Annotated in this window: 22 protein-coding genes and 1 pseudogene; 9 read left to right on the top strand and 14 right to left on the bottom strand. The window is 71.4% G+C overall.

The annotated features are described in order from the left end of the window. Positions 1-6 precede the first annotated feature (6 nt). Positions 7-1,245 (top strand): cysteine--1-D-myo-inosityl 2-amino-2-deoxy-alpha-D-glucopyranoside ligase, encoded by a 1,239-nt coding sequence (gene mshC, locus AB0A95_RS28670; RefSeq protein WP_357558849.1) that lies wholly within the window; start codon positions 7-9, stop codon positions 1,243-1,245. A gap of 138 nt (positions 1,246-1,383) precedes the next feature. On the opposite strand, the gene AB0A95_RS28665 is transcribed toward mshC, so the two are convergent. The 3 genes from AB0A95_RS28665 to AB0A95_RS28655 all read right to left on the bottom strand — a co-directional run bounded on the left by AB0A95_RS28665 (position 1,384) and on the right by AB0A95_RS28655 (position 4,761). Next, positions 1,384-2,628 carry an acetylhydrolase gene (locus tag AB0A95_RS28665; protein ID WP_357558848.1) on the bottom strand — a complete coding sequence of 415 codons (1,245 nt, stop codon included), beginning with the start codon at positions 2,626-2,628 and terminating at the stop codon, positions 1,384-1,386. Positions 2,629-2,976: 348 nt separating this feature from the next. Beyond that, on the bottom strand, positions 2,977-3,768 hold the full coding sequence (locus tag AB0A95_RS28660; RefSeq protein WP_357558861.1) for a GntR family transcriptional regulator: 792 nt from the start codon (positions 3,766-3,768) through the stop codon (positions 2,977-2,979). 123 nt (positions 3,769-3,891) lie between these two features. After that, the gene (locus AB0A95_RS28655) at positions 3,892-4,761 is read right to left on the bottom strand and encodes a PAC2 family protein (RefSeq protein WP_357558847.1); all 870 of its coding nucleotides are present in this window, start codon (positions 4,759-4,761) and stop codon (positions 3,892-3,894) included. Between the two features lie 291 nt (positions 4,762-5,052). Between AB0A95_RS28655 and AB0A95_RS28650 the strand changes: the two are divergent. Both AB0A95_RS28650 and AB0A95_RS28645 read left to right on the top strand, forming a co-directional pair. Further along, positions 5,053-5,413 (top strand): annotated as a pseudogene (locus AB0A95_RS28650) (homocysteine S-methyltransferase family protein); the annotation flags it as partial. Between the two features lie 230 nt (positions 5,414-5,643). Further along, the gene (locus AB0A95_RS28645; protein WP_357558846.1) at positions 5,644-8,136 is read left to right on the top strand and encodes a helix-turn-helix domain-containing protein; all 2,493 of its coding nucleotides are present in this window, start codon (positions 5,644-5,646) and stop codon (positions 8,134-8,136) included. Between the two features lie 61 nt (positions 8,137-8,197). Here AB0A95_RS28645 and AB0A95_RS28640 read toward each other — a convergent pair whose 3' ends face one another. After that, positions 8,198-9,706 (bottom strand): cellulose binding domain-containing protein, encoded by a 1,509-nt coding sequence (locus AB0A95_RS28640; protein ID WP_357558845.1) that lies wholly within the window; start codon positions 9,704-9,706, stop codon positions 8,198-8,200. A gap of 144 nt (positions 9,707-9,850) precedes the next feature. On the opposite strand from AB0A95_RS28640, the gene AB0A95_RS28635 reads away from it, so the two are divergent. Together AB0A95_RS28635 and AB0A95_RS28630 are read left to right on the top strand one after the other, a co-directional pair. Then, positions 9,851-10,537 carry a HEAT repeat domain-containing protein gene (locus AB0A95_RS28635; protein WP_357558860.1) on the top strand — a complete coding sequence of 229 codons (687 nt, stop codon included), beginning with the start codon at positions 9,851-9,853 and terminating at the stop codon, positions 10,535-10,537. Continuing rightward, positions 10,531-11,544 carry a MerR family transcriptional regulator gene (locus AB0A95_RS28630; protein WP_357558844.1) on the top strand — a complete coding sequence of 338 codons (1,014 nt, stop codon included), beginning with the start codon at positions 10,531-10,533 and terminating at the stop codon, positions 11,542-11,544. Before AB0A95_RS28635 ends, AB0A95_RS28630 begins: the two co-directional genes overlap by 7 nt. Positions 11,545-11,594: 50 nt before the next feature. On the opposite strand, the gene AB0A95_RS28625 is transcribed toward AB0A95_RS28630, so the two are convergent. The 3 genes from AB0A95_RS28625 to AB0A95_RS28615 form a co-directional block, all read right to left on the bottom strand. Then, entirely contained in the window at positions 11,595-12,692 is a 1,098-nt protein-coding gene (locus AB0A95_RS28625) for a hypothetical protein (protein WP_357558843.1), read from the bottom strand. A gap of 56 nt (positions 12,693-12,748) precedes the next feature. Continuing rightward, positions 12,749-13,519, bottom strand: coding sequence for a hypothetical protein (locus AB0A95_RS28620; RefSeq protein ID WP_357558842.1), 771 nt, complete (start codon positions 13,517-13,519; stop codon positions 12,749-12,751). 111 nt (positions 13,520-13,630) lie between these two features. Next, complete coding sequence (locus AB0A95_RS28615; protein ID WP_357558841.1) at positions 13,631-14,506, bottom strand: alpha/beta hydrolase; 876 nt, start codon at positions 14,504-14,506, stop codon at positions 13,631-13,633. Between the two features lie 313 nt (positions 14,507-14,819). Between AB0A95_RS28615 and AB0A95_RS28610 the strand changes: the two genes are divergently transcribed. After that, entirely contained in the window at positions 14,820-15,260 is a 441-nt protein-coding gene (locus AB0A95_RS28610) for a VOC family protein (protein WP_357558840.1), read from the top strand. A 14-nt stretch (positions 15,261-15,274) separates the two neighbouring features. On the opposite strand, the gene AB0A95_RS28605 is transcribed toward AB0A95_RS28610, so the two are convergent. Continuing rightward, entirely contained in the window at positions 15,275-15,769 is a 495-nt protein-coding gene (locus AB0A95_RS28605) for a GNAT family N-acetyltransferase (RefSeq protein WP_357558839.1), read from the bottom strand. Positions 15,770-15,996: 227 nt separating this feature from the next. Here AB0A95_RS28605 and AB0A95_RS28600 point away from each other — a divergent pair, with 227 nt between their 5' ends. Then, positions 15,997-16,488, top strand: coding sequence for a GNAT family N-acetyltransferase (locus AB0A95_RS28600; protein WP_357558838.1), 492 nt, complete (start codon positions 15,997-15,999; stop codon positions 16,486-16,488). A gap of 50 nt (positions 16,489-16,538) precedes the next feature. Here the strand turns inward: AB0A95_RS28600 and AB0A95_RS28595 are convergent, their stop codons facing one another. Together AB0A95_RS28595 and AB0A95_RS28590 are read right to left on the bottom strand one after the other, a co-directional pair. Further along, positions 16,539-17,486, bottom strand: coding sequence for an NAD(P)H-binding protein (locus tag AB0A95_RS28595; RefSeq protein WP_357558836.1), 948 nt, complete (start codon positions 17,484-17,486; stop codon positions 16,539-16,541). A gap of 55 nt (positions 17,487-17,541) precedes the next feature. Further along, positions 17,542-18,579: a hypothetical protein gene (locus AB0A95_RS28590; RefSeq protein ID WP_357558835.1), complete on the bottom strand. Its 1,038-nt coding sequence runs from the start codon at positions 18,577-18,579 to the stop codon at positions 17,542-17,544. Between the two features lie 173 nt (positions 18,580-18,752). Between AB0A95_RS28590 and AB0A95_RS28585 the strand changes: the two genes are divergently transcribed. Next, complete coding sequence (locus AB0A95_RS28585) at positions 18,753-19,337, top strand: hypothetical protein (protein ID WP_357558833.1); 585 nt, start codon at positions 18,753-18,755, stop codon at positions 19,335-19,337. 112 nt (positions 19,338-19,449) lie between these two features. On the opposite strand, the gene AB0A95_RS28580 is transcribed toward AB0A95_RS28585, so the two are convergent. The 4 genes from AB0A95_RS28580 to AB0A95_RS28565 all read right to left on the bottom strand — a co-directional run bounded on the left by AB0A95_RS28580 (position 19,450) and on the right by AB0A95_RS28565 (position 25,702). After that, entirely contained in the window at positions 19,450-22,284 is a 2,835-nt protein-coding gene (locus AB0A95_RS28580; protein ID WP_357558831.1) for a PQQ-dependent sugar dehydrogenase, read from the bottom strand. Between the two features lie 90 nt (positions 22,285-22,374). After that, positions 22,375-23,574 carry a ThuA domain-containing protein gene (locus AB0A95_RS28575; protein ID WP_357558830.1) on the bottom strand — a complete coding sequence of 400 codons (1,200 nt, stop codon included), beginning with the start codon at positions 23,572-23,574 and terminating at the stop codon, positions 22,375-22,377. Positions 23,575-24,057: 483 nt separating this feature from the next. Next, positions 24,058-24,921 carry a CPBP family intramembrane glutamic endopeptidase gene (locus tag AB0A95_RS28570; RefSeq protein WP_357558829.1) on the bottom strand — a complete coding sequence of 288 codons (864 nt, stop codon included), beginning with the start codon at positions 24,919-24,921 and terminating at the stop codon, positions 24,058-24,060. A gap of 37 nt (positions 24,922-24,958) precedes the next feature. Further along, the gene (locus AB0A95_RS28565) at positions 24,959-25,702 is read right to left on the bottom strand and encodes a methyltransferase domain-containing protein (protein ID WP_357558827.1); all 744 of its coding nucleotides are present in this window, start codon (positions 25,700-25,702) and stop codon (positions 24,959-24,961) included. 74 nt (positions 25,703-25,776) lie between these two features. Here AB0A95_RS28565 and mug point away from each other — a divergent pair, with 74 nt between their 5' ends. Then, positions 25,777-26,352, top strand: a complete 576-nt coding sequence (gene mug / locus AB0A95_RS28560; RefSeq protein WP_357558826.1) for a G/U mismatch-specific DNA glycosylase — start codon at positions 25,777-25,779, stop codon at positions 26,350-26,352.

Here is a 26,352-nt window from a genome sequence, read left to right as displayed (position 1 = left end):
GATCCCATGGAGTCTTGGGCGGGACACGAGGTGCCACGGCTGCCGGGCAGGGGCGAGCCGCTGGCGTTGTACGACTCGGCGCGGCAGGGTGTCCACCCGAGTGAGCCGGCCGACGCGGGAAACATGTACGTCTGCGGCATCACCCCGTACGACGCCACGCACCTCGGTCACGCCGCCACCATGATCACGTTCGACCTGGTGCAGCGGATGTGGCGCGACGCCGGCCGTCCGGTGCGCTACGTGCAGAACGTCACGGACATCGACGACCCGCTGCTGGAGCGGGCCGCCCGCGACGGCGAGGACTGGGTGGTCCTGGCGATGCGCGAGACCGCGCTGTTCCGGGAGGACATGGAGGCGCTGCGGATCATCCCGCCGCAGCACTACGTGGGCGCTGTCGAGTCGATCCCGGACATCGCCGACAAGGTCGAGGTGCTGGTCAAGGACGGTGCCGCGTACCGACTCGACGACGGCACCGGCGACGTCTACTTCGACATCTCCGCCACGGGCCGGTTCGGCTACGAGTCGAACCTGACCCGCGAGCAGATGCTGGAGATCTTCCCCGAACGCGGCGGCGACCCGGACCGGGCCGGCAAGCGTGACCCCCTGGACCCGCTGCTGTGGCGCGGCGCCCGCGAGGGCGAGCCGTCCTGGCCGGGCGGGGAGTTGGGCGCGGGTCGCCCGGGTTGGCACATCGAGTGCGCGGTGATCGCGCTGAACCTCCTCGGCGACCGGATCGACGTGCAGGGCGGCGGCAACGACCTGCTGTTCCCGCACCACGAGGCCTCCGCCGCGCACGCCGAGCGGCTCACCGGCCAGACGCCGTTCGCCGAGCACTACGTGCACGCCGGGATGATCGGCCTCAACGGCGAGAAGATGTCCAAGTCCCGCGGCAACCTGGTCTTCGTGTCCCGGCTGCGCGCCGACAAGGTCGACCCGATGGCGATCCGGCTGGCGCTGATCTCCGGGCACTACCGCAGCGACCGCACCTGGACCGACGAGGTGCTCACCACCGCGCAGGAACGCCTGGCCCGTTGGCGGCAGGCCGCCGCCGCGCCCGCCGGGCCGTCCGGGGTTGAGCTGCTGGCCGAGGTACGCGCACGTCTCGCCGACGACCTGGACACCCCCGGTGCCCTGGCGGCGGCCGATCGCTGGGCCGACGCGACCCTCGCCGGCGCCGCCGACGACACGGACGCCCCGGCCCTCTTCGCGGACACCGTGGACGCCCTCCTGGGCGTCCGTCTCTGACACCCCGCCCCGGCCCACCCCGACCCGGCGCATTGGTGCCGCCCCCCGGGGGCGATCGACTCGGTTTTCAGGAAGTCGCGGTGTTCCGCACGATGCGACCCGCCGATTTCCTGAAAGCCGAGTCGATCACACGTCTCGTCACGGCACGAACGTCACCTCGGGGAAGGACCGGCTCGGGCCGCCCAGCAGATGGCCGCCCCGGTGCCGCAGGTGCCTGTCGAAGAACGCCAGCGGGTACGCCTGCCCGATGCGGACCGCGCGGGAGGGGTCCAGCGTGCCGATCCAGCCGGCCAGTTCCTCGTCGCTCATCCCGACGACCCGTGCCAGTTGCGGCATCAGCCACTGGTTGTCGCCGTACGACGAGTGGATCGCCCCCGTGGCGTGGACGTTGAGTCGCCACCCGCGCAGGTGCGTGAAGAACTCGGCGACGGCGGGCTCCGTGGCCCGGGTGAACTCCGCCGTCATCAGCATGAACGGCCGGTACAGGTCGGTGGTGGGCAGTGGCTGCGACACCATCGGGCCGTCGATGCTCAGCCCTGCCCGGACCCGCCGGTCGGTGCCCATGGTCAGGGCCGTCGCGGTGCCGCCCTTCGACCAACCGAACATGCCGATCCGGCTCAGGTCGAGGGTGGCGCCCAGCCCCGCCGGCAGCGGCGCGTGGTCGACGTCGGGGTTGCGCCCGGCGGCGAGTTCGGCGATCTGGTCGAGGACGAACCGGGCGTCCTGGCTGTAGGTCCACGGGGTGGCGTCGTAGTTCTCGTCGGCAACCGTGACTCGGCCGTCGGGGAACTCGCCGAACCCGTCGTAGGTGTGGTCCACTGTGACCACCACGTACCCGTGGCTGGCGAGCTCCTGCACCACGATGGTGGTGTCCGAGCGGTGGCTGCCGGCACCGTGCGAGTAGACGACCACCGGCAGCCGCTGGCCCGCGTGCCGCACCGGAGCGCCCTCGCGCCCAGCCGTCAGCGGCGACAGCACGGCGTCGGGGTCGAGCCCGGCGGAGTCCAGCAGCATGCCCATCGACGCGGCGGTCATCCACGGGGCGCGGGGGTGGCGCTGCACGTCCCGGGCCGGGTACCAGACGTTGACCATCAGTTCCCGGTGTCGCCCCGGCCCGGCCAGCGGATCCGGCCGTGACCTGTCGACCAGGTGCAAGGCCACAGTGCCCACCCGGTGCGGCCCGGTCGGCGGGGGCAGGGTGAGCCGGACCGGTCCCGTAGCAGCAGTGCCCGCCCGGTGCGGCCCGGTCGCCGGGGGCAGGGTGAGCCGAACCGGTCCCGATGCAGCAGTGGCCGCCACGGCGCGGCCGGCAGCGCCGGCAAGGCCCAGCGGCACGCTGACCCCGGCCGCCAGCGCGGCCCCGACAAGGCCACGGCGCGTCATTCCTCGTCCACCGACAGACCGCACGGTTGGCATGGATCCTCCTCCTGGGGTTGCTCGACACCGGAACCTCCGCCCGGCCATCGATACACCCGCAGTATATATACCGAGTGTATAGATGCAACGAGGTCGGCGCGCTCAGCTATGTCGCATGCCGTGCCCCCGAGAGGTGATCGACTCGACTTTCAGGAAGTCCCGGGGTCCAGTCCGGTGCGACGCCCCGGTTTTCAGAAAGCCGAGTCGATCACCGCGCGGCGCGAGGTGGGGTGGCGCGGCGCGGGGTGGCGCGGTGCGGGGTGGCGCGATGCGGGGTGGCGCGGGATGGGGTGGCGCGGCGCGGGATGGGGTGGGTCAGCCTAGGACCAGGCCGGGGTCGGACTCCGGGTCGGGAGTGGGGCCGGGGATCTTGTATTCCTCGGTGAGGGTGGTCATGGGGCCGGGCCAGGTGGCCTGAGCCACCTCGATCGGCTTGCGGTGCGCGTCGTAGGCGACGTGCAGCAGGTGCAGCACCGGGGTGTCCGGCCGGATCTGGAGCGTCTCGGCCTCCTCCCGGCTGGGCTGGCGGGCGCTGATCGTGTCGGTGGCCGAGACGTACCGTCGGCCGGTGGCCTCCTCGGCCTCCTGGTAGAGGGGTCGGCCGAACGCCTCGGCGCGCTCCAGTGAGGTGCCCGTCGTGTCGCGGGGCAGGAACCAGGAGGCGCCGACCTCCACGGGAGAGTCGTCGGTGCGGACGAGGTGTCGGCGGCAGAGCAGGTCGGTGCCGTCGGGCACCCCGAACGCGTCGGCGACCTCGGCGGGGGCGGGGGCCCGACCGACCGAGACGAGTTGCTGACGGTACCGGGCGGCGAGGTCGGTGTGGTAGCCGCGGAAGCCGCCGTACCGGCCTCGGGAGAGGCGGTTGAGTCGCCGGCGGGTGCCCCGGACGAACGTACCGGAGCCGGGTTTGGTGATCAGGATGCCCTCGACCCGCAGCTGGTCGACGGCGCGTTGCACTGTCTGCTTGGCGACGCCGAACATCTCGGCGATGGCCGGGATGGACGGCAGCCGCTCGCCGGGCCCCCAGTCGCCGCGGCGGACCTGGGCCTTGAGCTGCGCGGCGATCTGTCGGTGCGGGAACTCGGCGGCCCCGGGGTTGATCTGCACACCCACCTCCTTGATCACATCTAGGTTCCTAGGATGCCCTAGAGGGTGTGGCGGCGCCACCCCGGACACGCGAAAACGGGCCCTCGAACCAGGAAAGGTCCGAGGGCCCGCGGGAAGGCTGGGCTACCAGGAGCCGGCGGTGGGGCCGGCTGAACCGCCCCGGCGCCGCAGGTACTTCTCGAACTCCTGGGCGATCTCGTCACCGGTCAGCGGGGTGATGCCCTCGTCGCCGACTCGTTCCTCCAGCTCGCGGACGTATTCGCCCAGCTCGGCGTCCTGCTCGGCGGCGCTGCGCACCCGCTGCTCCCACTCGGCGGACTCCTCGGCCAGGTCGGCCATCGGCACCGGCAGGTCGACGACCTCCTCGACCCGGTGCAGCAGGGCGAGGGTGGCCTTCGGGCAGGGCGGGTTGTTGGCGTAGTGCGGCACGTGCACCCAGAACGAGACGGCGTCGACCTCGGCGCGGGAGCAGGCGTCGTGCAGCACGCCGACGATCCCGGTCGGCCCGTCGTAGCGGGTGGGGGTGAGCTGGTAGCGCTCGGCGGCCTGCGCGTCGGAGGCGCTGCCGCTGATCGGGAGCGGCCGGGTGTAGGGAACATCGGCCAGCAACGCGCCGAGCAGCACCACCCGTTCCACCTCGAGACTGTGGCAGATCTCCAGCACCTGCTCGCAGAACGTCCGCCAGCGCATGCTCGGCTCGATGCCGCGGATCAGCACCACATCGCGCTCGGTGCCCTCCGGGCTGGCCACCATGAACCGGGTCGTCGGCCATTCCACCCGGCGGGTCTCCCCGTCGGCCATGGTGATGGTGGGCCGGCTGACCTGGAAGTCGTAGAAGTCCTCCGGGTCCAACTCGGCGATCTGCCGGGCGTTCCAGACCTGCTCGAGGTGCTCGACCGCGGCGGTGGACGCGTCGGCGGCGTCATTCCAGCCCTCGAACGCGGCGATGGCCACCGGGGACCGCAGCACCGGCAGTCCGTCGAACTCGGTCACGCCGTCACCTCACCCTGCTCGTCGCGGCGGGCGCCGGGATGGCGCCCGGTCGTCATACCGTGGGGCACGGCGGCGTCCCTGTTGTCCTTCACGTCCGTCAGCCTACGTGCCAGGCGAGGGTACGGCCTGTGGGCCGCGCCGGTCGGGCACTCCGAGGCCCGGTCATACACGAATGAACCGGACATGGTGCTCCCGCTGACACGATGTGGGTCGGGTGCCGAGGGGCCGCTGGGCGGAGGGGGTGCCGCGCCAACCTGAACGGATGCGGACTTCGGTGAGGGGTGTGCTGGCCGACCGGACGTGGCGCGTGGGGTGCACGACGCGTACCTGGCCGCCGACGCGGACTGCGTGGAGACCAACACGCTCGGTGCCAACCTCGCCGAGTAGGACATCCCGCAGCGTATCCGGGAGCTGTCCGAGGCGAGCGGACGCATCGTTCGGGAGGCGGTCGACGCGGTCAGCACCCCACAGCGGCCCCGGTTCGTGTTCGGCTCGATCGGGCCGGGCACCAGACTGCCCACCCTCGGCCACGGCAGCCGACCTCGGCCACCCTCGGCCACCCTCGGCCACCCTCGGCCACCCTCGGCCACGCCGGCCGCGCGACGCGTACCAGGGGAACGCCGCCGGTCTGCTCGTCGGTGGCGCGGACGCGGCCCACCGGAGCGGGAGTGATTTGTCTGAGCTCGCCGGCAGTCCGCCGAACCACGACCCTGCCGTCTCCAGGCCGTACACGGCTTCTCGGTCGTCCCTGGCCGCCGGTGACCTGTGGAGGATCCGCCATGGCGATACTCACACTCGGTCCACAGTGGCCCGAAACCGGTCACGCACATGCGAGCATCGGAGCACGTTACGTAACTGAGGACGTTGGGTGGTTGGGGGAGCATGCCCAAGAGTCAGGTGCGACGTGACCAGTTCGGAGCCTTCCTCAGGACCCTCCGCTTGGAGCGGCGGCTGACCCAGGAGGAGCTTGCCGAGGCGGCCGGTTCCAGTGTCCGCGGCATCCGGGAGATGGAGCACGGTCGGGTGCGCAGCCCGCAACGACGGACGGTGGCGCTGCTCGCCGATGCCCTGCGGCTGGCCGGGGCGGACCGGGACCGTTTCGTCGCCCTGGCCCGGGTCGAGCGACAGCCGCACGACCGCGCGGCGGTGCCGGGCGACCGCGTCGCGGCGCCGGGCGACCGCGCGGAGGTGCCGGGCGACCGCGTCGCGGTGCCGCACGATCGGGTGCGGAGGCCGAACGACAGTGCCGTAGTGGTCGTACCCGGGGAACTGCCCGCCGCCGTTCCGGACCTGGCCGGCCGGGCGGAGATCCTGGAGCGGCTCTCGGCGCTGGCCGCCGACGTCACCGCGGGGCGGCCGGACACCGCCTCGGTGGTGGTGCTGCACGGGCCGCCGGGGATCGGCAAGACCAGCCTCGCCGTCGCCGCTGGCCATCGGCTCAGCCCGGCCTTCGCCGGCGGGCAGCTCTTCGTCGACCTACAGGGCGCCTCGCCGGACGGCCCGGTCGACCCGGCCGAGGCGCTGGCCGGGCTGCTGCGGTCGCTCGGCGTGCCGGACAACCGGGTGCCGGTGTCGCCGGCCGAGCGCGGTGGTCTGTTCCGCACCCTCACCCGGGACCGGCCGCTGCTGGTGGTCCTGGACAACGCCGCGAGTGAGGCACAGGTACGCCCACTGCTGCCGGCCGGGCGGGGGTGCCTCACGCTGGTCACCTGCCGGCGTCCGCTGACGGGTCTTGCGGGTGCGGTCCGCCTGCCGCTCGACCTGCTCGCCCCGGCAGACGGTCGACTGCTGCTCGCGGCGATCATCGGTGTCGACCGGATCGCCGCCGAACCGGCCGCGGCCGACCACATCGTCACACTCTGCGGCCGGCTGCCGCTGGCCGTCCGGATCGCCGGCAACCGCCTCGCCAGCCGACCGCAGTGGTCGGTCGGTTGGTTGGTGGACCTGCTGCGCGACCAGCGTCGGCGGCTGACCGTGCTGACCGCCGGCGACCTGGGCGTCCGCTCCGCGTTCGAGGTCTCCTACCGGCAACTGGAGCCGACGGCCGCGCGAGTGTTCCGGCGGGCCTCGCTGATCCCCGGCGCCGACTTCGAACCCGCGCTGGTCGCAGCCGTGGCCGGCATCGACGAGGAGACCGCGGCGGCGGCCCTGGAGGAGTTGGTCGAGGCCGGTGTCCTCCTGACCCTGGGCGACCGGTACCAGTTCCACGACCTGGTCCGGCTCTACGCCCAGGAACGCCTCGACGCCGAGGAACAACAGTCCTGCCGGACGGGGGCGCACGAGCAGATGGTCGGCTGGCTGCTGCGGCGTACCCGGCAGGCCGGCTCGATGTTCGAACCGCTCGCCTCCCGGGTCGACTCCCCGTTCGACGACGATCGGGCGGCGGCGTACTGGTTGGATCGGGAGTCCGGCAACTGGCTGGCGGCGCTGCGCGACGCGGCCCGGCGCGGTCGGCACGCCGACGTGGTAGCGGTCACCAGGGCGTTGCACTGGTACTCCGACGGCAACAGTCACCGGCACTCCTGGGACGAGATCTTCTCGCTGGGGGTGGCCGCGGCCCGGGCCGCCGGCAGCCCTCGCGACGAGGCCGTCCTGCTGAACTTCCTGGGCTGGGCCCGGTACTTCTGCCGGGACCGCAACACCGACGGGCTGGCCGCCCTGGACCGGGCGCTGGAGTTGGCCCGGCGGATCGGGGACCGCCGGGAGGAGGCGTGGGCGCTGACGTACACCGCCGCGATCTTCATTCGGATCGGCCGCGGCGTGGCGGCCGTCGACCACTGCCGCCGGGCCGTGGGCCTCTTCCGCGAGATCGGGTACGCCCTCGGCGAGCACAGCGCGGCGGGCGTGCAGGGCGGAGCGCTGGCCGCGCTCGGCCGGTTCGCCGAGGCGGCCGACCTGCACCGCGACGTGCTGGCGTTCTACGCCCGTGGCAGTAGCGGTCTCAGCCGTACCGGCGCGGCGGTGGCCCGGGCCGGGACGATGATGAGTCTCGGGGCGGACCTGGCCGGGATGGGCCGGTGGCGGGCCGCCGCCGACGAGTACGCCCGCGCCCGGCGGGTGTTCCACCGGTGCGGTGCGACGTTCAGCGAGGCCAACGCCATCCACCGGTACGGGCTCGCGCTCCAGGCGTTGGCTGAGGTCGACGCGGCGGCCGAGGCGCTGCGGGCGGCGTTGGCCCTGTACTCCGCGCTGTGCTGCCCGTGGTGGGAGGCGCAGACCCTGTCCGCGCTCGCGGCGTTGGCCGGCTCGGCTCCGGGACGGGCCGCCGACGCCCGCCTGCTGCGCCAGCGGGCGCTCGACCGGTGTGGCGAACTGGACGCACCGGAGGTGCGGACTCTGCGCGCCAGCCTGCGGCGCGAACTGGCCGAGTCCTGAGCCTGAGCACGAACCGGGCCCCGCCGACGATGCGGCGGGGCCCGATGTGCAGGGACAGGGGTCAGTTGCAGGTGGTGCCGTTGAGGGTGAACGGGGCCGGGACGGCGGGGGAGCCGTTCGCGGTGAAGCCGAAGTTGACGGCGCCGCCGGTCGGGATGCTGGCGTTGTGGTTCTCGTTGGTGACGGTCACCGCCGCGCCGGTCTGCTGGAAGATGCCGTTCCAGTGGCCCTGGACGAGTTGTCCACCCGGGAAGGCGAAGCCCAGCGACCAGCCGTTGGCGGCCGGGCCGTCGTTGTAGACGGTGACGCTGGCGCTGTAGCCGGTGACCCACGAGTTGGTGACGACGAAGGAGACCCGGCAGGTGCTGGCGATCGTGGTCGCCGGCACGATGTTGCCGTAGTCGTCGCGGGCGGTGGCGAAGTCCTGGAAGCCGAAGCCCACGCCCAGTGACCGGGTGGTGGTGCCGGCGGCGAGCACGGTGCCGTCGGCGTTGACGGAGTAGACCGGGCCGCCACTGTCGCCGCCCCGTGCGGCCTCGTCGCCGTCGAGCTGGGTGGCCTCGACGAGGTCCTCGATGTCGTCGTAGTGGAAGTCGACCCGCAGGTTGCAGACCGGACCGCCGATCTCGCCCGCGGAGGTGTGCCCGGACTGGCACAGCAGTTGGCCGGGGAAGACCTCGGTCCAGCGGAGCACCTTGGCGCGGACCTCGTCCTGCTGACCGCCGACGTAGAGGTGGTCGCCGGGAGTCGACGTCGAAATGATCATCGTGTCGTGGTCGTCGTTGCTGTCGACCGCGTAGCCGACCAGCGTGCCGGTGCCGGTGGACAAGCCGACGTGCCAGGGCGAGCCGATGGCACCGCAGTGTTCGGCGGTGAGGAGGTAACCGGCGTCGGTGTCCACGTTGCGTACACCGAAGCCTGCGGTGCACCAGGGCATGGTGACCCCGATGCTCGCCCCGCCGTCGAACGGCGCGGCGTCGTTGGCCCGTGACCGTTCGACCAACCGGTCGCGTTCGACGAAGCTGGTACGCACGCCGGTGGCCGGCAGCTTCGGCAGCTTGGCGCCCGCGGTGTAGTCCACGCCGATGTCGATGCCGGTGCCGTCGGTGCGCAGCCGGACCGAGTGGCTGGCGTCGGCCGGGTTGGCCTTCACCACCGGGGTGAGGGCGGCGGCCGCCTTGCGGAGTTCGGCCTGGGAGTAGGTGGCCTTGGCCACCTGGACCGGCGCGGTGCGGCGGGCGTCGGTGACGGCTGCGGTGATGTCGGTGGGTAGTGCGCCCTTCCACCAGAGGGTGACGTGGTCGTCGACCAGGCCGATGCCGGCGTAGCCGCGTGCCGGCGCGCGGTCCACAGCGGTGCGGATGACATTGGCGGCGTCGACGAGCGGGGCCTGGGCGACCATCCGGTCCAGAGTCGGTGCCGGGATGATGTCGAGGATGGAGGCGGCGGCTCCGGCCGCCCCGGGCTGGTCGGACTCCGCGTACGCGGAGGTGGGACCGGCGAGCGCCGTCGCGCCGACCAGTGCCCCGGCGATCGCCGTACTGGCGATCGCTTTCCGTATTGATGTCATGCCGCTGAGTCAAGCAACGTTCGGTGGTGGGAGACAGGCAGGACGCCCGGCAGGAGTCAACAAGCCGGTGGTCCTGCCGGCGTGCTCCCGCACCACGGGGACTTGACGTTGACACTGTGACAAGGTCTTCACTGGGTGCGGGAGGTGGTCTCCGTCAACTCGACAGACCGGAATGCACAAGACCTGCGCCTGTTCGAGGCGTTGAGCGCCGAAAACTCGTCGACGCGGCTCCAGGCGGCTCTGACGGTTGGCACGCACGCCGACCCCGGGTTCGTCGATGTGCTCGTGCGACGGTGCGCGACAGAGCCGGACTTCTTCGTGCGCGACATGCTCACGTGGGCGTTGACCCGCCTTCCGGCGGAGATCACGGTGCCCAGACTCCGCGCGGAACTGCGGACCGAACGCGCTCAGGCCCGAAGCCAGGCGTTGCATACGCTGTCCAAGATCGGTGACAGGAGCGCGTACCCCGCGATCACACGCGCGTTGCTGCACGACGCCGACGACGAGGTGGCGCGAAGCGCGTGGCGTGCTGCCGTCGTCCTCGTGCCCGACGGCGAACAGAAGGGGTTGGCCACGGAGTTGGCCGCACAACTCGGTCGCGGCGACCGGACTGTGAAACTCAGTCTCAGCCGAGCACTCGTCGCACTCGGCGAGCTGATCGAGCCGGACCTGCGGACGGCGATGGCCGGTGCCGACCCGACGGTGAGTGCGCACGCCCGCGCCACAGAGCTGCTCCTGCGCGACCCGGACATCGGTTTCGACGCGGCCGTCGACGAGGCGAAGCGGATCGTCGCGCTCGGGCCGGAACGGATCGAGGGGCCCGAGTGCTGATCGGTGAGGTGGCACGCCGCTCGGGGGTGAGCACCCGGATGCTCCGGCACTACGACTCCCTCGGGCTGGTGCGACCAACGGGCCGCACCGTGGGTGGCTACCGCGAGTACTCCGCCGAGGACATTCGCCGGATCTTCCACGTGGAGAGTCTGCGGTCCCTGGGACTGTCGCTGCGGCAGGTCAGACGTGCTCTGGAGGATCCTGCCTTCGCGCCGTCCGCACTGGTCGGCGACCTCATCCACCGGACCGAGGACCGACTGAAGCGGGAACAGGAACTACTCGATCGACTCCGTACGGTCGACGCCTCGGCGCCCTCCGGCTGGCAGGGCGTCCTGCGCATCGTCGAACTCTTGCACGGGCTCAACTCGTCCAGTGCCGCGCGCCGGCAGCAGACCGTTTTGGACCAGGCCGAAGACCTGCCGGTTCCCCACGCGCTGCTGGCGGAGGCGATTCTCGCCGAAGCCGATCCGAACGTCGCCGGCGCCCTCCGGTGGGCCCTCGCGCGGTCGGGCGGTGACGGTGTGGCAAGCGTGGCCTCCGGCGTGTACTCGGAGAATGTCGACGTCCGGCGGCGCGCGGTCCTGGCGATCGCCGAGATATCCGCGGATGCGGCGACCGCGGTGCTCGCGGACGCACTCGGCGACTCGGACCCGACGGTGCGACGGCACGCTGCTCTGGCGTTGGGCGGGCGTGGCGCGACCGAAGCCGTGCCGACACTCGTCGAGATGGTGGTCGACGGCGCGAACGACGTCGAAGCGGCGGAGGTCCTGGGGGCACTGTCACTGGAACCGGGCAACGCGGCCCGGATCATGAGCGCACTTGTCGACGAATTCGCCGGGCACACTGCGGACTCCGCGGTGCGGATACGCCTGACCCAGGCCCTCGCCGAGATGCCGGCGACCATCGCGCAGGGCACCCTGCGGCAGTTGACCATCGACGATGAGCGGGCTGTCGCCGTCATCGCCGCGACCCTCGTGGCGGCGTTCGAAGAGCGCGCCGACGGCTGACAGTCCGGCCAGTAGGACCAAGCCCCGCGAGTCTCACGACCCGGTTGGGGTCACCACAGGCCCCGCCCGTGGAACTCGGCGAGTCGCTCCGGTGACAGGCAAGCGGCCAGGTTCCGTTCCAGGTCGACCAGTTCCAGGTCGACCGCGTAGACCACGAAGTCATCGGTGACCGGCAGCGTGGCAGACCAGTCGCGCAGGTTCAGTCGAGCCGCGACCCGGCACCACAGTCGTCGGCCGATCGCGGATCCGGCTGCCACGTCATCGTCGTCCGCGTCGAGCACTGTGAGTTCCTGCTGGACGAGCCGTGACGGTTCCGTGTCGCCGAGGTCGACGTCGGTGCTGGCCGCGAAGTCCGCCGGTGACCAGGCCGCTCGGGCTTCGAGCGAGGCAAGCTCGGCGCGCTCGTCGGCGGTGGCCGCGCTGACGTCGATCACCAGCTGTGTCGGCCGGTCGTAACTGAGGGCGAGGCAGGCGATGGGGGCGTCGACCGCCAGCCGGGCGACGGCGTCCGGTATCAGCGCGACCGCCATGTCCTCGACGGCGCGACACGCCGCCTCAAGATCGAAGCCCGCCGGCGGCCGGGCGTAGCACACCCGCGACTCGTGGCCGCGGATCCTGACGAGCCGGAGCAGGCCCAGGTCGTCGTGCTCGGCCACCAGGACAGCCGGGGGAGCACCGCTGTGCTCGATCTCGACGCGGCTGATCCGCCCGTCAACGTACGCGTACGATTCCCGCCCGGAGCCGCGTCGCGCGACCATGCTGGCCGTGTGCATCAGCCCGCCTTCGAAACGGTACTCGTGCAGGTAGATCGGACCGTCCCTGTCGAAGTGCGCCACCTCGACGACCTCGTCACCGTGGCGGAAGAACGTCTCGTAGCACCGGGCGCCGTCGAGGAAGCCGCTGTACTCCTCGACCACGGCGACGCGGCCCCGGGCATCGAACCCGATACGCAGCACGTCCCGATCCAGCGGGGGACGGGCGTCCAGACGACGCCCGGTCTTGCGGAGGTCCCGTTCGAAGTGCAACGGACGCAGATCAAGCCCCGGCCAGGTGTACCAGTCCCAGCCCTCGACGAGCGCGGTCGCCGCCCGCTTGCGGGCCTCGTACTCGTCGGCGAGCTGGGCGAACCGCTCGGCAAGATCAGGCATGTCCAGGATCGTACGGATGCCGCGCAGCGGAGCGCCGTTCTGCCGATGAGCCGTCGTCAGCGGCGCGGAACGGGCGAGCCGGACGGCTGACCGTCGGGGCGCAGATCGTTCAGTGTCGCGGCGAGTCGGGCTGCGAGGGACGGATCGGCGAGCGTGAGTTCCGCGAGCAGCGCAGCCGTCGCCGCGCGGAGAGCGCGGGTGAGTTCGGCGTCGTGGAGCGCACGGACCAGTGTGGCGTCCAGCGGCGCTGTCACGTCCGGAGGAAGCAGGTGGGCGCCTTTCGCGTAGCTGGTGGGATGACCGAGCCGCAGGCAGGCCAGGGCGAGAACCTGACCGCGGAGGGCGCTGATCCACTGCTCGGCCTGCCACCAGCGGTGTCGTTGGATGCAGATCCACGCGTGCAGGGCGTGGTGCCAAGCCAACCCGACCAGGGTCCGCCGATCGGGGGACGGATCGTCCTGCGCCGGTGCGGGATGCCCGAAGACGGTACGCCAGCTCGCACCGCGCGGCCCGAACTGAGCGGCCGGGGTGAACCCGATGTCCACCTCGAGCATGCCGGGAAGCAGGAACACCCGGTACACCGACGAGCCGGACGGCAGGTCCCAGTGGTGGACGGCGGCGAAGTCACGGTAGAGCAGTGCACTCCAGTGGCGCAGCGCCGAATCCAGCGAGCCGTCGATGCCGAGGACCAGGTCGATGTCGGACCATCGGTCCGCACCCTCGACGGCGTGGGATCCGGTGATCGCGGCCCCGACGACGGCGGGGTCACGTTCGGCCGAGGCGAGCAGCCGCTCCCGGATCGAGTCACGCGCGTCGACGGAGAACATCGCGCCACCCTACGCCTCGACTCCGCTGACGATCCCCTGTCGCTCAGCCAGCCGACCACGGCGGCCCGACGAGACGTCTGTGCCCCCCCGGGTGAGTGGCGTCGACGCGGCTCAGGTGTTGTCGAGCACGAACGTTCGCATGAGATCCGCGCATTCGGCCGCGTGCGTCTCCAACAGGAAGTGCCCGCCGTCGTAGATGTGCGCGTCCATGCGGTCGAGGGCGCGGTGGTAGGCCAGAACCTCGTCGACGTCGAAGAACGGGTCGTGCCGTCCCCAGAGCACCAGCGCCGGCGGCTGGTGGGCCCGGTGGTACGCGGCCAGCTCGGCGAAGCGGGCGACGTGGTTGGCGTAGTCGGTGAACAGCGCGAACTGGGCGTCGATGGTGCCCGGTCGACGCAGGCGCTCCCAGTCGAGGTGCCACGACTCGGGAGGTTGCAGGGTGCGCACGCCCTCGGGCAGCCCGGCGAGATACTGGTCCCGGGTCCCGTCGAAGGTCAACCAGTCCGGCAGTTTGGCGCGCTGCTGGTCGGTCGGGTCGGCCCAGTACGCCCTGGCGTCGTCCCACTGCTCGCCGAGGCCGTCGGGGTGCGCGTTGCCGCTCTGCACGATGAGGCCACGGATGCGACAGGGCTCGCGGGTGGCCAGGTGGTAGCCCACTGGTGCGCCGAAGTCGTGCAGGTAGACGAAGAAGCGGCCCACCCCGAGCTGGTCGAGGAGGTGCTCGACCGTCCGGGAGAGGTTCTCGAAGGTGTAGTCGTACGTGTCGGTGGTCGGTGACGACGACAGACCGAAGCCGGGGAGGTCGGGCGCGATGACGTGCGCGACGTCGGCCAGCGTGGGCATGACCTCGCGGAAGGTGTGCGACGAGCTCGGAAAGCCGTGCAGCAGCAGGACTGTCGGCTGACCCGCGCGCCCGGCCTCGCGGAAGAACACCTCCAGACCGTCGACGTCGGCCTGTCGATGGCGGACCTTCCGGATCGCCTGCATCGCGTCCTCCTCCCACAGCGGTCGGCGCGGGCCCGTCGGGTGCCCGCCGAACAGCCGCACCCCCGGCAGCGACGTCCATTGTTCCCGGCCCGGCCGGGCCGCGCAGGCACTGTCGGTCCAATCCGTCCGTCGCGCACGGCCTGCTGATTCCCGGAATTTCTGGTACGGGCAGCCGGTGGACCGTGGTCGCCCGCGCCGGCGAGCAGCGGCGGCCCCCGGACAACCCGATGGTCCAGGATGTCGAGAACGGCCGGGCGGCTCCGTCTCAGTGGTGAGTGGCCACCAGGGCCGCACCACGAGAGGCAGGCCCGGCATGGCGATCCAGCGGATGGACAACGTCCTCATCGTTGTCGACGACCTTGACGCGGTCATCGCGTTCTTCGTCGAACTCGGCATGGAGGTGGAGGGCAGGGGGCCGGTCGAGGGGCGGTGGGTGGAACGTGTGATCGGGATCGACGACGTCCGGCAGGAGGTCGCGATGCTGCGGACCCCGGACGGCCACGGAAAGGTCGAGCTGGCGATGTTCCACGCGCCGGAGGCGATCCGTGCCGAGCCGACGGACGCCCCCGCGAACACGCTGGGCCTTCGTCGGATCATGTTCGCCGTCGACGACATCGAGGACGTCATCGCCCGCCTGCGGACGCGGGGGGCCGAGCTCGTCGGCGAGCTGGCCCGGTACGAGGACAGCTACCGGCTCTGCTACGTCCGTGGCCCCGAGGGCATCATCGTCGGACTGGCCGAGCAGCTCGGCTGAGGGCCGCCGACGGGTCACGCCCGAATGTCGACGACCATGGTGTCGGCGTTCTCGAACGACTCGACGGTGCGGAACCCCTCGGCGGCGTACAACCCGGCGGCGAAGTTCGCCCGCTCCACGCTCAGCGACACCCGACCGGTGCCGCGGGCACGCGCGACGTCCAGGGCGGCGCGCAGCAACACCCGACCCACGCCTCGGCCCCGCCACGATTCCACAACGCCGATGGTCAGCTCCGGCACGTCGTCGCTCACGTACCCGTATCCCGGATCGTCGGCGGTCAGGTGCCGCAACCAGGCCGCGCCGACCGGCCGGCCAGCCGGCTGCGTCGCGACCACCCCGACGTCGTCGGGCCGCATCCACCCGGTGACGTAGTGCGCCAACGCGGGATTGGCCAGGATCTGCTCGCGAGACCAGTTGCGCTCCGGCAGCCAGTTGATCGCCTCCACCAGCATGTCGACCAGAAACTGGCGATCGGTCGGGGTGGCCGCGCGGATCTCGACGTCTCGCACCGCCACACCCTGCCACAGGACCAGGTCCGTCGCCGACGCGCGGCGGTCGTGGTACCAACTGATGAGGTCTACCTCGTTCCCAGTGTCGATGGCACGGCCGCATGCCGGGGCCAGAGTGGAGGTGACGGTGCCTCGTTCGACGACAGGTGTACCGCGGCGTGCGACGGTAGCGGCACCCGGGCGGCGCGGCACGAGGCGGCGCCTGGCTCTTGGCTACGCTGCGGGGCATGTTCCGTGCGGCGCGGCCCGACGACTTCGAGCAGATCATCCGACTCTATCGGCAACTGAACGCCGACGATCCGGTGCTGGCGGATGGATCCGACGAGGCGGCCTTCCAGCAGATCGTCAGCTCACCGGGGCTGCACCTGTTCGTCCTCGAACTGGACGGGGTCGTCGTCGCCACGACGTACCTCAACGTGATCCCCAACCTCAGCCGGTCGGCTTCGCCCTACGCCGTCGTCGAGAACGTCGTCGTCGACGAGTCGCGGCGCGGCACGGGCCTCGGCAGGCAGATCATGGCCGGCACGCTCCAGGCCGCGTGGGACGCCGGCTGCTACAAGGCGATGCTCATGACGGGCTCGCGTAGCCCCGCGACCCACGCCTTCTACCGAGCCTGCGGGTTCTCGGCGGACGTCAAGACCGCGTACCTCGCACGACCACCCGAACGAGCCACACCGCCCCCGTCGACAGGGGGCGCCCCGTCGCCTGCCGCCTCCTGACACGACGGCGCGAACAGGCATTCCCGCCACGCGTCTCCACCGGCGCGCGGCTACCCAGGGTCGACAGCCGTCGCGGCACCGGTCGGCGCCGTCGTCGGGAAGGTCTCGCGGAGCGCGGAGTCCAGTGACCGGCCGGTCGTCGGCTCGACGAACAGGTCGACGAGCAGGAGGTCCGCGAGGTGGCTCAGGTTGATTCCCGACTCCTTGCGGCCGAGGGCCTGTAACGCGCCGCCGAGGCGGAACGCGGCCTTCGCCGCGCCGGCCGGCAGTCGGCCGACCCGGCGGCGTCGACCGACCGCCTCGGCGATGCGCCCGATCATGTCGTCCCAGGTCAGGTTCTCGTCGGCGACCGGGATGTCCGCGCCGCTGGCCTGCTCCAGGGCGTCCGCCGCGATCTCGGCGACGCTGCGCGCCGACACCGCGGCGCTTCCGCCGGTCGGCACGGCAAGGGGGGTACGCGACCGCGCCCACCGGTCCAGCGGCCCGGCCCAGTTCGGCAGCCGGTCGCCGGCCCGACCGAACACGAAGGGCAGTTCGAGGACGGCGACGGGCAGATCCGGGCCGGCCGCCGCCCGTCCCTCGCGGGCCTGCTCGACCCGGCAGCGGATGTACGTGTGCCGCTCGGCGAGCCGCCACCGCGGATGCAGCCTGTCGAAATAGGTGTAGTAGGAGCCCATCACCACACCGCGGGTGAGGCCCTCCAGGCGGGCGGCGGTGCACAGGCGCACCACCGGGTCGACGTTGTCACGGCGGAACTGTGGATAGATCGGCTTAGGCAGCGGCCGCTGCTCGTCGGTGCGGGTGGCGTACACGACGCCGTCGTGACCGGCGAGCAGCGGCCGCAGGTCCTCGATCGAGGCGGACCCGAGGTCGAGCAGGTGGTCGACCCCCGGCTGGGCGGTCCGCGCCACAGTGGTCGTGGCGTGGCCGCGTTCGCGCAGCACGTCCACGACATGAGCGCCGATCAGGCCACTGCCACCCACCACGAGAATTCGCACGGTGCATGGTCCACTCTGGACCGGGGGGCTTGTCAAGACACCGGACCGGTGCCGGCTACTGCTTGTTCTTCGCGACGTTGTAGATGTCCAGGACGTCGTCGTCGAAGTAGGGACCGTACATGTTGTCGGAGTACTTGTACGACATCACCGAGTTGACGTATCCGAATCGGAGGGCGTTGTCCCAGGCGCGCAGGAACGGGCCGCCGCTGGAGCCGTGGTTGAGCGGGCAGTTCTTCAGCTTGATCCGCTGCGCGCCGGCGGCCTTGAGGGCACCCTGCGCGTAGTACTGCGACAGGCCGTCGTACGGGGCTTCGCCCGGATAGCCGAGCAGCATCGCCGTGAGCGTCTTGGACTTGTTGACGCTGAGCCCCTGCCCGCCGGTGACGTGCACGAGCCGGTCGCCGTTGAGCGGGTGCATGGTGACGAACGCGAAGTCCCACCAGAGGTAACCCCAGTCGACCCATCCCTCGACGGAGGTGAACTCCTTGGCGAACCAGAGGCCGTGCAGCGCGACACCGTCGGTGTACTCCGGCGCGTACGCCCAGTTGTCGTACCAGACGGATCCGCCGTTACCGGGGTGTACGCAGTGCCCGGCGGTGGAGACCATGTTCGCCTGCGGGTTGTTGATGGTCCCGCCGGAGCAGAAGAAGTCCTCCTTGTTGTGGGTGTAGAAGACGCGACCGACACCGGGTGAGGCGTTCACCGCCTGGGTTCCCTGGCTGCCGCCTCCCACGGCCGCGCGCACGCCGGCCGCCGAGGAGCGTGGCGCCGCCGGTGTCGCCACGTCTCGTGCGGCACCGATGCGGCCGGGGCGGTCGGCGGCCTCCCCGTCGAAGGTGTCGACCCCGTCCGGCATGGGAGCGGGGCGGGCCGCCCGCATGCGTTCGGGCGTCCAGTAGGCGTTCCCCGCCGCCGCCGCGCTGTCCGCGTCGGTGGGCACCCGCCCGTGGATGGTGGCGCGCGCCTCGGCCACGGTCGCCGAGGCGCTGGGCGTGCCCGCCGCCACGGCACCCGCCCGGGCCGGCGTCTGAGCGACGGCGAGAGTGGTCAGCAGCATGATGCCCACCGAGACGAATCCGAGTTTCCTGCGCACGAGGCCCCCTGAGGTTGGCGGTCGGAGTCACCATGCTCCGACGTCGCACCGCCCACGCTAGGGTCGGCCGGGCGATCCACAGTGGTCCTGTCGTGTACGGTCGGTGACGGTTGCCTGACTGCGGAACGCGCCGCGTCGTGTCTGAGAAACCTTCACGAATCCGGGGGGTGGGGATGTCCGAGCCGCGCGCCTTCTGGCTGGACGAGCAGTTCGACCGCGAGCACGGCACCGACACCGCTGGCCGCTACGAGGCCGAGGTGCGGCGGCGGATCGACGACTTCGCCGACACCTGGGGCGACATCTCGCCCGTCGAGTTCGCCGCGACGGCCTGGCGGGTCGCCACCGCGTTGTCGCCCGGCTTCGTCCGCTGGCATCGGCGGATCGTCTCGGCGACCTGTGCGCGGAGCCCGTGGGACGGCAGCATGGTCTGCGCCGTGACTGTGGTTTCCCGCTGGCCGGCCGAGCTCACCTGGACCAGGCAGTGGCAGCGCGACCGCGGCTGGCGGGACTGGCCCCAACTGTTCGGCCAGTACACGACCCCGACGGAGCAGGACCAGACCCGCAGCCCGCACCTGCGGGCGATGCTCCAGGTCGAGGCACCGGTGCCGCTGGACCAGCTGCCGCCGGCTCCGGACGGTCCGGACGACGACGTCGCGACCACGGCGTGCCGAGCCGTGGTGGTGCTGGCCCGGGAGCTCAACGACCTTCTCGCCCCGATGATCGGCCAGCTCGACGCCGGGGTGCCCGCGGGCTCGTGAGTCCACCGGGCCGGTGGCATCGCGAAAAGAACCGGGGCGGACGGTTTTCACCGCCCGCCCCGGACTCCCGCCGTACGGCGGCCCGGCCGCCGACCAGGCCGCGCACCGCTGCTCAGCCGGTGGTCAGGATGAACCTCTCCCAGGCGCCAACCGACGTACGGTTGGCGATCAGCGATCCGGCCCCGGCGTTCTCGGCGCACACGATCTGGTTGTTGACCGTGGCGCGCAGGCTCACCGTCCCATCCGAGTTGGTGATGAGCTGGAACGTCTCCCACGAACCGATCGCTGTGGCGTTGGCGACCAACGGGTTGGCGCCCGCGTTCGCGGCCGAGACGTAGAGCCCGTTGGCGCGCGACCGCAGCGCGATGTTGCCGTTGCCGGCGTCCACCCGGTCGAACTGCTCGGTGCTGCTGACGCTGGCCTTGTTGGCGATCAACGCGGTGGTGCCGACCGCCGACACGTACTGGTTGTTGACCTGCGCCCGTAGGGTGCTCACCGGCGTGCTACCGCCGGTGCCGGTGGCGAAGGTGAACGCGTCGACATCGAACAGGTAGCCGGACCCGCCCTTGAACACCAGGTACAGCGTGGTCGACGCGCTCGGCGGGTTGCTGATCGTGGCGGACGAATCGACGAAGGTCTCCCAGTTGCCGGTCACCGGCACCGTGACGGTGCCCAGCAGGGTGCCGGTGGCCGACCCGGCCCGGACCTCGATGGTGCCACCGGCGCCGGCCGACGACGCCCGCACGGTGATGCGGTTGGCGTTGGACAGGTTGTACGGCTGGTACGAGATCCAGTCGTTGTTCTCGATGAACCCGGCGGTGCGACCACCCTCGGCGTTGGTGTGGTCGGTGGCCTGGACACCGGACTGGGCGCTGAAGTGCTCACCCTGACGGTGCTTCGGTTGCAGGGTCTTGATGCTGTGCGTGGTGAGCCCACCGTTGTCGGTGTAGGCGGCGTCGAAGACTCCGTAGATGTTGGCCGCGGAGTCGTGCTCACCGTCGGTCGGGACGGTGATGGAGCCACTGCAACCGGTCTTCGAGGTGATCTGGTGCGCGTGGCTGTCGTGGCCCAGCGCGTAGGTCAGGCTCACCTTGGAGCAGTCGATCGTGCCGTCCTGCGGGTCGCTCACCGAGATCTGGTACGACACCGTGTCACCGAAGCTGAACAGCTGCCCGTCGACCGGCGTGGTCAGCGTCACCGTCGGCGCGGTGTTCCCGACGGTGATGACCAGGCTCGCCGTGCCGGACAGGCCGGTCGGGTCGGTGACCTTCAGGGTGGGGGAGTAGGTGCCGTTGGTGGTGTACGTCTTCGTCGGGTTGGCCGCCGTCGACGTGGTGCCGTCGCCGAACGTCCACAGGTAGCTCAGCGCCCCGCCCTCCGGGTCGGAGGAGCCGGCCGACGAGAAGTTGACGGTCAGCGGGTTCGACCCCGAGGTGGGGTTGGCCGAGGCTACCGCGATCGGGTTGCGGTTGCCGCCACCGATGTACTCGATCCGGAAGAGCGCCTGGTTGTTCGAGCCGGTGCCGTAGTCCAGCACGTAGAGCGCGCCGTCCGGGCCGAAGGCCATGTCCATGACCTGGGTGCCGCTCCACGGGAAGCTGGAGATCTCCCCGCGCGAGCCGTCGGCGTTGATCTTGATTGGCTTGATCCAGCGGCGGCCGTACTCGCCGGCGAAGAACTGGCCGTCCAGCGACGACGGGAACTTGATGCTGGAGTTGAGCGAGGCGTCGTAGCGGTAGACCGGCCCGGCCATCGGCGACTCCGAGCCGCTGCCGAACTCCGACGGGGACCCGGAGTCGCCGGCGTACTTGATCCAGGCCGGCTTCGCCGCGGGCAGCGTGCCGAGGCCGGTGTTGCGGAACGAGTTGTTGGTCGGCCCGCCCGTGCAGTTGTACTTGGACTGCGACGGCCCGGACGGGAAGGTGTACTCGTTGTACGTTTCGGTGCTGCTGTTGCTGCCGGTGCAGTACGGCCAGCCGAAGTTGCCGGGTGCCGTGATGCGGTTGAACTCGACCTGGCCGGAGGGGCCGCGGCTGGAGTTCGTGGACCCGGCGTCCGGGCCGTAGTCACCGACGTAGACCACGCCGGTGGCCTTGTCGACGCTCATCCGGAACGGGTTACGCAGACCCATCGCGTAGATCTCCGGACGGGTGTTGGCCGTGCCGGGAGCGAACAGGTTGCCCGACGGGATGGTGTACGTGCCGTCGGCCTGCGGCTTGATCCGCAGCACCTTGCCCCGCAGGTCGTTGGTGTTGCCCGCCGAGCGCTGGGCGTCGAACTGCGGGTTGCGGTTGGTCCGCTCGTCCAGCGGCGCGTAGCCGGACGACTCGAACGGGTTGGTGTCGTCGCCGGTGGTCAGGTACAGGTTGCCGGCGGCGTCGAAGTCCAGGTCACCGCCGACGTGGCAGCACTGCCCACGGTCGTTGGCGACCTGGAGCACGATCTTCTCGCTGCCCAGGTTGAGCGTGTCGTCGCTGTTGAGGGTGAACCGGGACAGCCGCAGGTGCCCCTTCCACCGGTCCCAGTCAGACTGCGAGCCGGTCGTCGGCGCGTCGCCGGACGGGGTGCTCAGCGTCGGCGAGTAGTACAGGTAGATCCACCGGTTGGTGGCGAAGTTGGGGTCGACGGCGACGCCCTGCAACCCCTCCTCGTCGTGCGTGTAGACCGAGAGGGTGCCGGAGGTCTTGGTGTTGCCGTTCACGTCGGTGACCCGCAGAACGCCGTTGCGGGCGGTGTGCAGCACCGAGCGGTTGGGCAGGACGGCAAGGGACATCGCCTCACCCAGCTCGGCCGAGCCGGTGGCGAGTTTGACCTGCTGATAGTCGCTGGCGGGGATGACCGCCGCCTGCGCGGTGGACGGTGCGGCGGCCACGGCCAGGGTCACGCTCGCGACGGTGGTGACCGCCGCGACGAGGACCCGGGGCCAGCGCCGGGGGTACGAGAACATGATCGTCCTTTCTCGACGACCGGTGGACGGGCGCGCGGGGGCGTGCCACGACCAGGTGGGGGTGTGGTGGAGAACGAGCTGGGAGCCAGGTCAGCTGGTGGTGACGAGGTCGAACTTCTCCCACTGACCGATGGAGGTCCGGTTGGCGATCAGCGGGGAGTTGCCCCCGTTGTCAGCGGAGACGTAACGGTTGTTCACCGTGGCCCGCAGGCTCACAGTGCCGTCGGAGTTGCGCACGAGCTGGAACGTCTCCCACGAGCCGGCGCTGGCCCGGTTGGCGATCAGCGGGGAGTTCCCGGAGTTTTCCGCGGCCACGAACTGCCCGTTGCCCTTGGCGCGCACTCCCACGTTGCCGTTGGCGAGGTTGACCAGGTCGAACCGCTCGGTCGTCCCGACGGAGGTCTTGTTGGCGATCAGCGCGGTGGTGGCGTTCGGCGCGCTCACGAACTTGCCGTTGGCGCGGGCCTTCAGGGTGGAGCCGGCGGCGGTGGGCGGCGGAGTCGTCGGCGGAGTCGTCGTCCGCGGCGAGCAGTCGGCGCTCACCGCGCCCGAGGCGACCTGGAGACCGCCGAGCAGCATCTTGGTGAAGTTCGGGTCGGTGTACGACGCCTCGGTGTGCCCGAGGCCGGTGTACCAGGCCCGGCCGCCGCCGACCGCCTTGCACCAGGTGATCGGGTGGTCGCCGCTCATGTTGCCGCCGCTGTACGACGACTCGTCGAGGCTGGCCAGGACCCGGGCGGTGGAGCGGGGGTTGGTGCGGTAGTTGTACCACTCGTCGGAGCGGGACCAGGTGGCGGGCAGGTGCGCGGTCGACGGGTTGGTCTGGTCCTCGATCTTCACGGTCGCCGTCTGGATCGCCGGGTGCGAGTCGAAGTACGCCCCGACCAGCGCGCCGTACCACGGCCAGCTGTACTCGGTGTCGGCGGCGGCGTGCACGCCGACGTACCCGCCGCCGGCGGCGATGTACGACTCGAAGGCCGTCTGCTGGCTGTCGTTGAGGACGTCACCGGTCGTCGACATGAACACCACTGCCTGGTACTGCGCCAGGTTGGAGGTGGTGAACTGGCCGGCATCCTCGGTCGCGGTCACGCTGAAACCGTTGGCGGAGCCGAGCTGCTGGATCGCGGCGATGCCGTTGGGGATGGCCGAGTGGCGGAAGCCGGCGGTCTTGCTGAACACCAGGACCTTCGTCAGCGGTGCGGCCGAGGCCTGCGTGGGCAGGGCTACCAGGCCGGCCATCAACACGGCCAGGCCGGTGACGAGGGCCAGCAGGCGGGGACGGGAACGCATGGTCTTGCTCCTCTGCTGAGCGTGGACCTCAGGCTGTGCACGCGGGCAGGCCGGAGGCCACAGTGGCGGTGGTGCGGAAGCCGGGCCGCCGATGCTCGGCTGAGGTGGTGCGGGGTGGTGGGGGGATGGGGCGCGTCACCAGCCGATCACCCCGACCGGCACTGTGGACGGTCGAATTGTATCGACTGGCATCGCTGACGCAGTAAACCTCCGATGTCTGCGCCCCGTCAAGCCCACGTTCACCGGCCCGGGTACCCGCTGGCGCGGCCGGCGCCGGGGCCGTGCGCGACGTGTGGCCGGCGGCGGGTTCACCGACTAAGATGGGGAACTTCTCGCCGGGCGCCTCGTGGCGCTGCCGTTCTGACCTGCCGCGGCCGGTGCGCGACGGTCGCGAGAACGCGATTGCCTCGGGCCGGCATGCGGGTCGGTCCGGCGATCAGCCTCCGGCAGTTGATCATGGCAAGATGCGACGATTCGACGCGTTCACCCGCTCGGAGAGACAGCGTTCCCGCCTCGCGCGTGGCGGTCGAGCGGCGCCTCGGCACACGGGTCCGGCTCACGTGCCCGCCAGTCGAGGCGGTCCCGGTAGACGCGGCGCACGACCAGCCAGCCGACCGAGAACGGGACGGCTCCCATGGCCACGACTCCCAGGACGGCGGACCCGGTCACGTCGAAGACCGCCCCGACGTCACCGAAGAGTTGGGCGACCGTCTGGAAGGCCAGGTGGAAGCCGATGCCCGCCCAGATGTCGCCGGTGGCGGCACGGAAGGCGCCCAGGAGGAGCGCGAAGACGAAGAACAGGGCGAGCCGGTCGACGGACCGGGCGGCCCCGATGAGAAACCCGAACACTGTGAACACCACCGCCTGCCCGGTGGCGGCCTGCCAGGCCGGCAACCGGGTGGCGAGGTTGTGCTGTAGGTAGCCACGGAAGACCAACTCCTCCGGCAGCGCCTCCTTCAGCGCGACGAGCACGACAAGCACCGCCGCCACCCGCAGCGCGTCCCCGGCGGACGTCCGAACACTGATCTCGACCCAGTCGAGACCGAGGCAGAGCGCGAAGCCGAGGGCGGCGGGCAGGAGCCAGCAGGCCATGCCGAGCAGCAGGCGCCGCCAACCGGCCCGCAGCGAGGGCAGGCCGAGACCGGCCCAGGGGCGGCGGTCCAGCCGGCGGCGGGCAACCACGACCAGGGGTACGACGAGCGCCGTCGTGAGGACCGCTCCGACGGCATGGGTCGGGCGGTCGTAGTCGCGGTCGAGAAGAGCCTCCAGCGCCAGCCACACCAGCACGGCGCCCGTGCAGACCACGAGGATCCGGGCGGGCAGGGCGACGCGACGTCTGGCGGTCACCGCCGGCAGCGTAGCCAGCGGTGTCAACGCGGGCCGATCAGCGACCGAGGACGAGGTAGGCGAGGCCGAGGACGCCCCGGTAGCCACCGACGTACTGGCGCAACCGCTCGTCGAGCTCCGCGCGGACGTCGGCCGCGCGGGGATCCTCCGGGTACGTCAGCAGCCACTCCTGGCGGCCCGCGAGCCAGGTCGACTCGAAGTCGTCCCACTCCCGTTGGTCGGCGGTGCTCAGGTGCAGCACCCGCCAACCGCGCTCGCGGGCGGCCTCGACCAACCCGGGCAGGGGCGCGACCTCCGGGCCGAAGACCTCGGCGATCTCCGCCGTGGGTGACAGTTCCCAGTACGCGTCACCGAACAGCAGCCGCCCACCGGGACGGACCAGGGCGGCAAGGGCGTCGAGGGCGGCCCCGGTGCCGCCGAAGGCGTGTGCCGACCCGATGCACAGGACCCGGTCGGCCGGCTCCTGCCAGGCCGCCACCTCCCCCATGACGAAGGTGACGTGTCGGTGCAGCGACCGTTGCGTGGCCAGGTGCCGCCCACGGGCCAACGCCGTGTCGTCGGTGTCGACGCCGACGCCCCGCGTCGCCACCGGACCGGACACGCCCCCGGCGGCGACCGCGCGCAACAGCAGCTCACCCCAACCGCAACCGAGATCGAGGACGCGCGCGCCGGGGTGGACGTCGAGTCGTTGCAGCAGCAGCGCGGCGTGCTCCGGGGAGAGCGGCGTGTTCCAGCGCATCCGTGCGTAACGGCTGGCGGCGAGGTGGTCGGCTGACTGCATCCGCTGAGGGTGCCATGTCGTGATCGTCGGCGTGCGCCGTGCCCGCGGCCCCCGCGTACGGCAGGATCGGTCTGGTGGACGCGCAGCGGTCGGGGCCGTTTCGGCGGCCGACCCCGCAGGAGGTGGCGGCGGCGGCCGGCCGGGGCCTGGCCGACGTGATCGGTCCCGGCCTGCGGGTGCTGTTCTGCGGCTTCAACCCGGGTCTCTACTCCGCCGCCGTGGGGTTGCCCTTCGCCCGCAGGGGCAGCCGGTTCTGGCCGGCCCTGCACCGCGGCGGTTTCACCGACCGGGAGTTGCACCCGTGGGAGCATGACGAGTTGCTCCGCCAGGGCCTGGGCATCACCAGCCTGAGCAACCGGGCCACCGCCCGCGCCGCCGAGCTGACGTCGGACGAGCTGGTGGCCGGGGTGACGGGGTTGGCGGTGAAGGCCGAGCGGCACCGGCCGCGGTGGGTGGCCATCCTCGGGGTGACCGCGTACCGGATCGCCTTTGTCCGGCCCCGGGCCGGGCTGGGTCCGCAGCCGGACCGGCTGGGCCCGGCCCGGGTCTGGGTGCTGCCCAACCCCAGCGGCCTGAACGCGCACTTTCCGCTGCCGGCGCTGGCCGCCGAGTTCGCCAAGCTGCGCCGGGAGCTCGACCGAGGACTTTGA

The organism is Micromonospora sp. NPDC049230 (genome assembly GCF_040647875.1).
In the GTDB taxonomy this organism is placed as follows: domain Bacteria; phylum Actinomycetota; class Actinomycetes; order Mycobacteriales; family Micromonosporaceae; genus Micromonospora.
This window is presented reverse-complemented; position numbering and strand designations above follow the sequence as displayed.

Coding starts and splice junctions, on each gene's coding strand:
- mshC (WP_357558849.1), top strand. CDS start 7: ATGGAGTCTTGGGCGGGACACGAGGTGCCACGGCTGCCGGGCAGGGGC.
- AB0A95_RS28665 (WP_357558848.1), bottom strand. CDS start 2,628: ATGACGCGCCGTGGCCTTGTCGGGGCCGCGCTGGCGGCCGGGGTCAGC.
- AB0A95_RS28645 (WP_357558846.1), top strand. CDS start 5,644: ATGCCCAAGAGTCAGGTGCGACGTGACCAGTTCGGAGCCTTCCTCAGG.
- AB0A95_RS28640 (WP_357558845.1), bottom strand. CDS start 9,706: ATGACATCAATACGGAAAGCGATCGCCAGTACGGCGATCGCCGGGGCA.
- AB0A95_RS28625 (WP_357558843.1), bottom strand. CDS start 12,692: ATGCCTGATCTTGCCGAGCGGTTCGCCCAGCTCGCCGACGAGTACGAG.
- AB0A95_RS28620 (WP_357558842.1), bottom strand. CDS start 13,519: ATGTTCTCCGTCGACGCGCGTGACTCGATCCGGGAGCGGCTGCTCGCC.
- AB0A95_RS28615 (WP_357558841.1), bottom strand. CDS start 14,506: ATGCAGGCGATCCGGAAGGTCCGCCATCGACAGGCCGACGTCGACGGT.
- AB0A95_RS28610 (WP_357558840.1), top strand. CDS start 14,820: ATGGCGATCCAGCGGATGGACAACGTCCTCATCGTTGTCGACGACCTT.
- AB0A95_RS28600 (WP_357558838.1), top strand. CDS start 15,997: ATGTTCCGTGCGGCGCGGCCCGACGACTTCGAGCAGATCATCCGACTC.
- AB0A95_RS28585 (WP_357558833.1), top strand. CDS start 18,753: ATGTCCGAGCCGCGCGCCTTCTGGCTGGACGAGCAGTTCGACCGCGAG.
- AB0A95_RS28580 (WP_357558831.1), bottom strand. CDS start 22,284: ATGTTCTCGTACCCCCGGCGCTGGCCCCGGGTCCTCGTCGCGGCGGTC.
- AB0A95_RS28575 (WP_357558830.1), bottom strand. CDS start 23,574: ATGCGTTCCCGTCCCCGCCTGCTGGCCCTCGTCACCGGCCTGGCCGTG.
- AB0A95_RS28565 (WP_357558827.1), bottom strand. CDS start 25,702: ATGCAGTCAGCCGACCACCTCGCCGCCAGCCGTTACGCACGGATGCGC.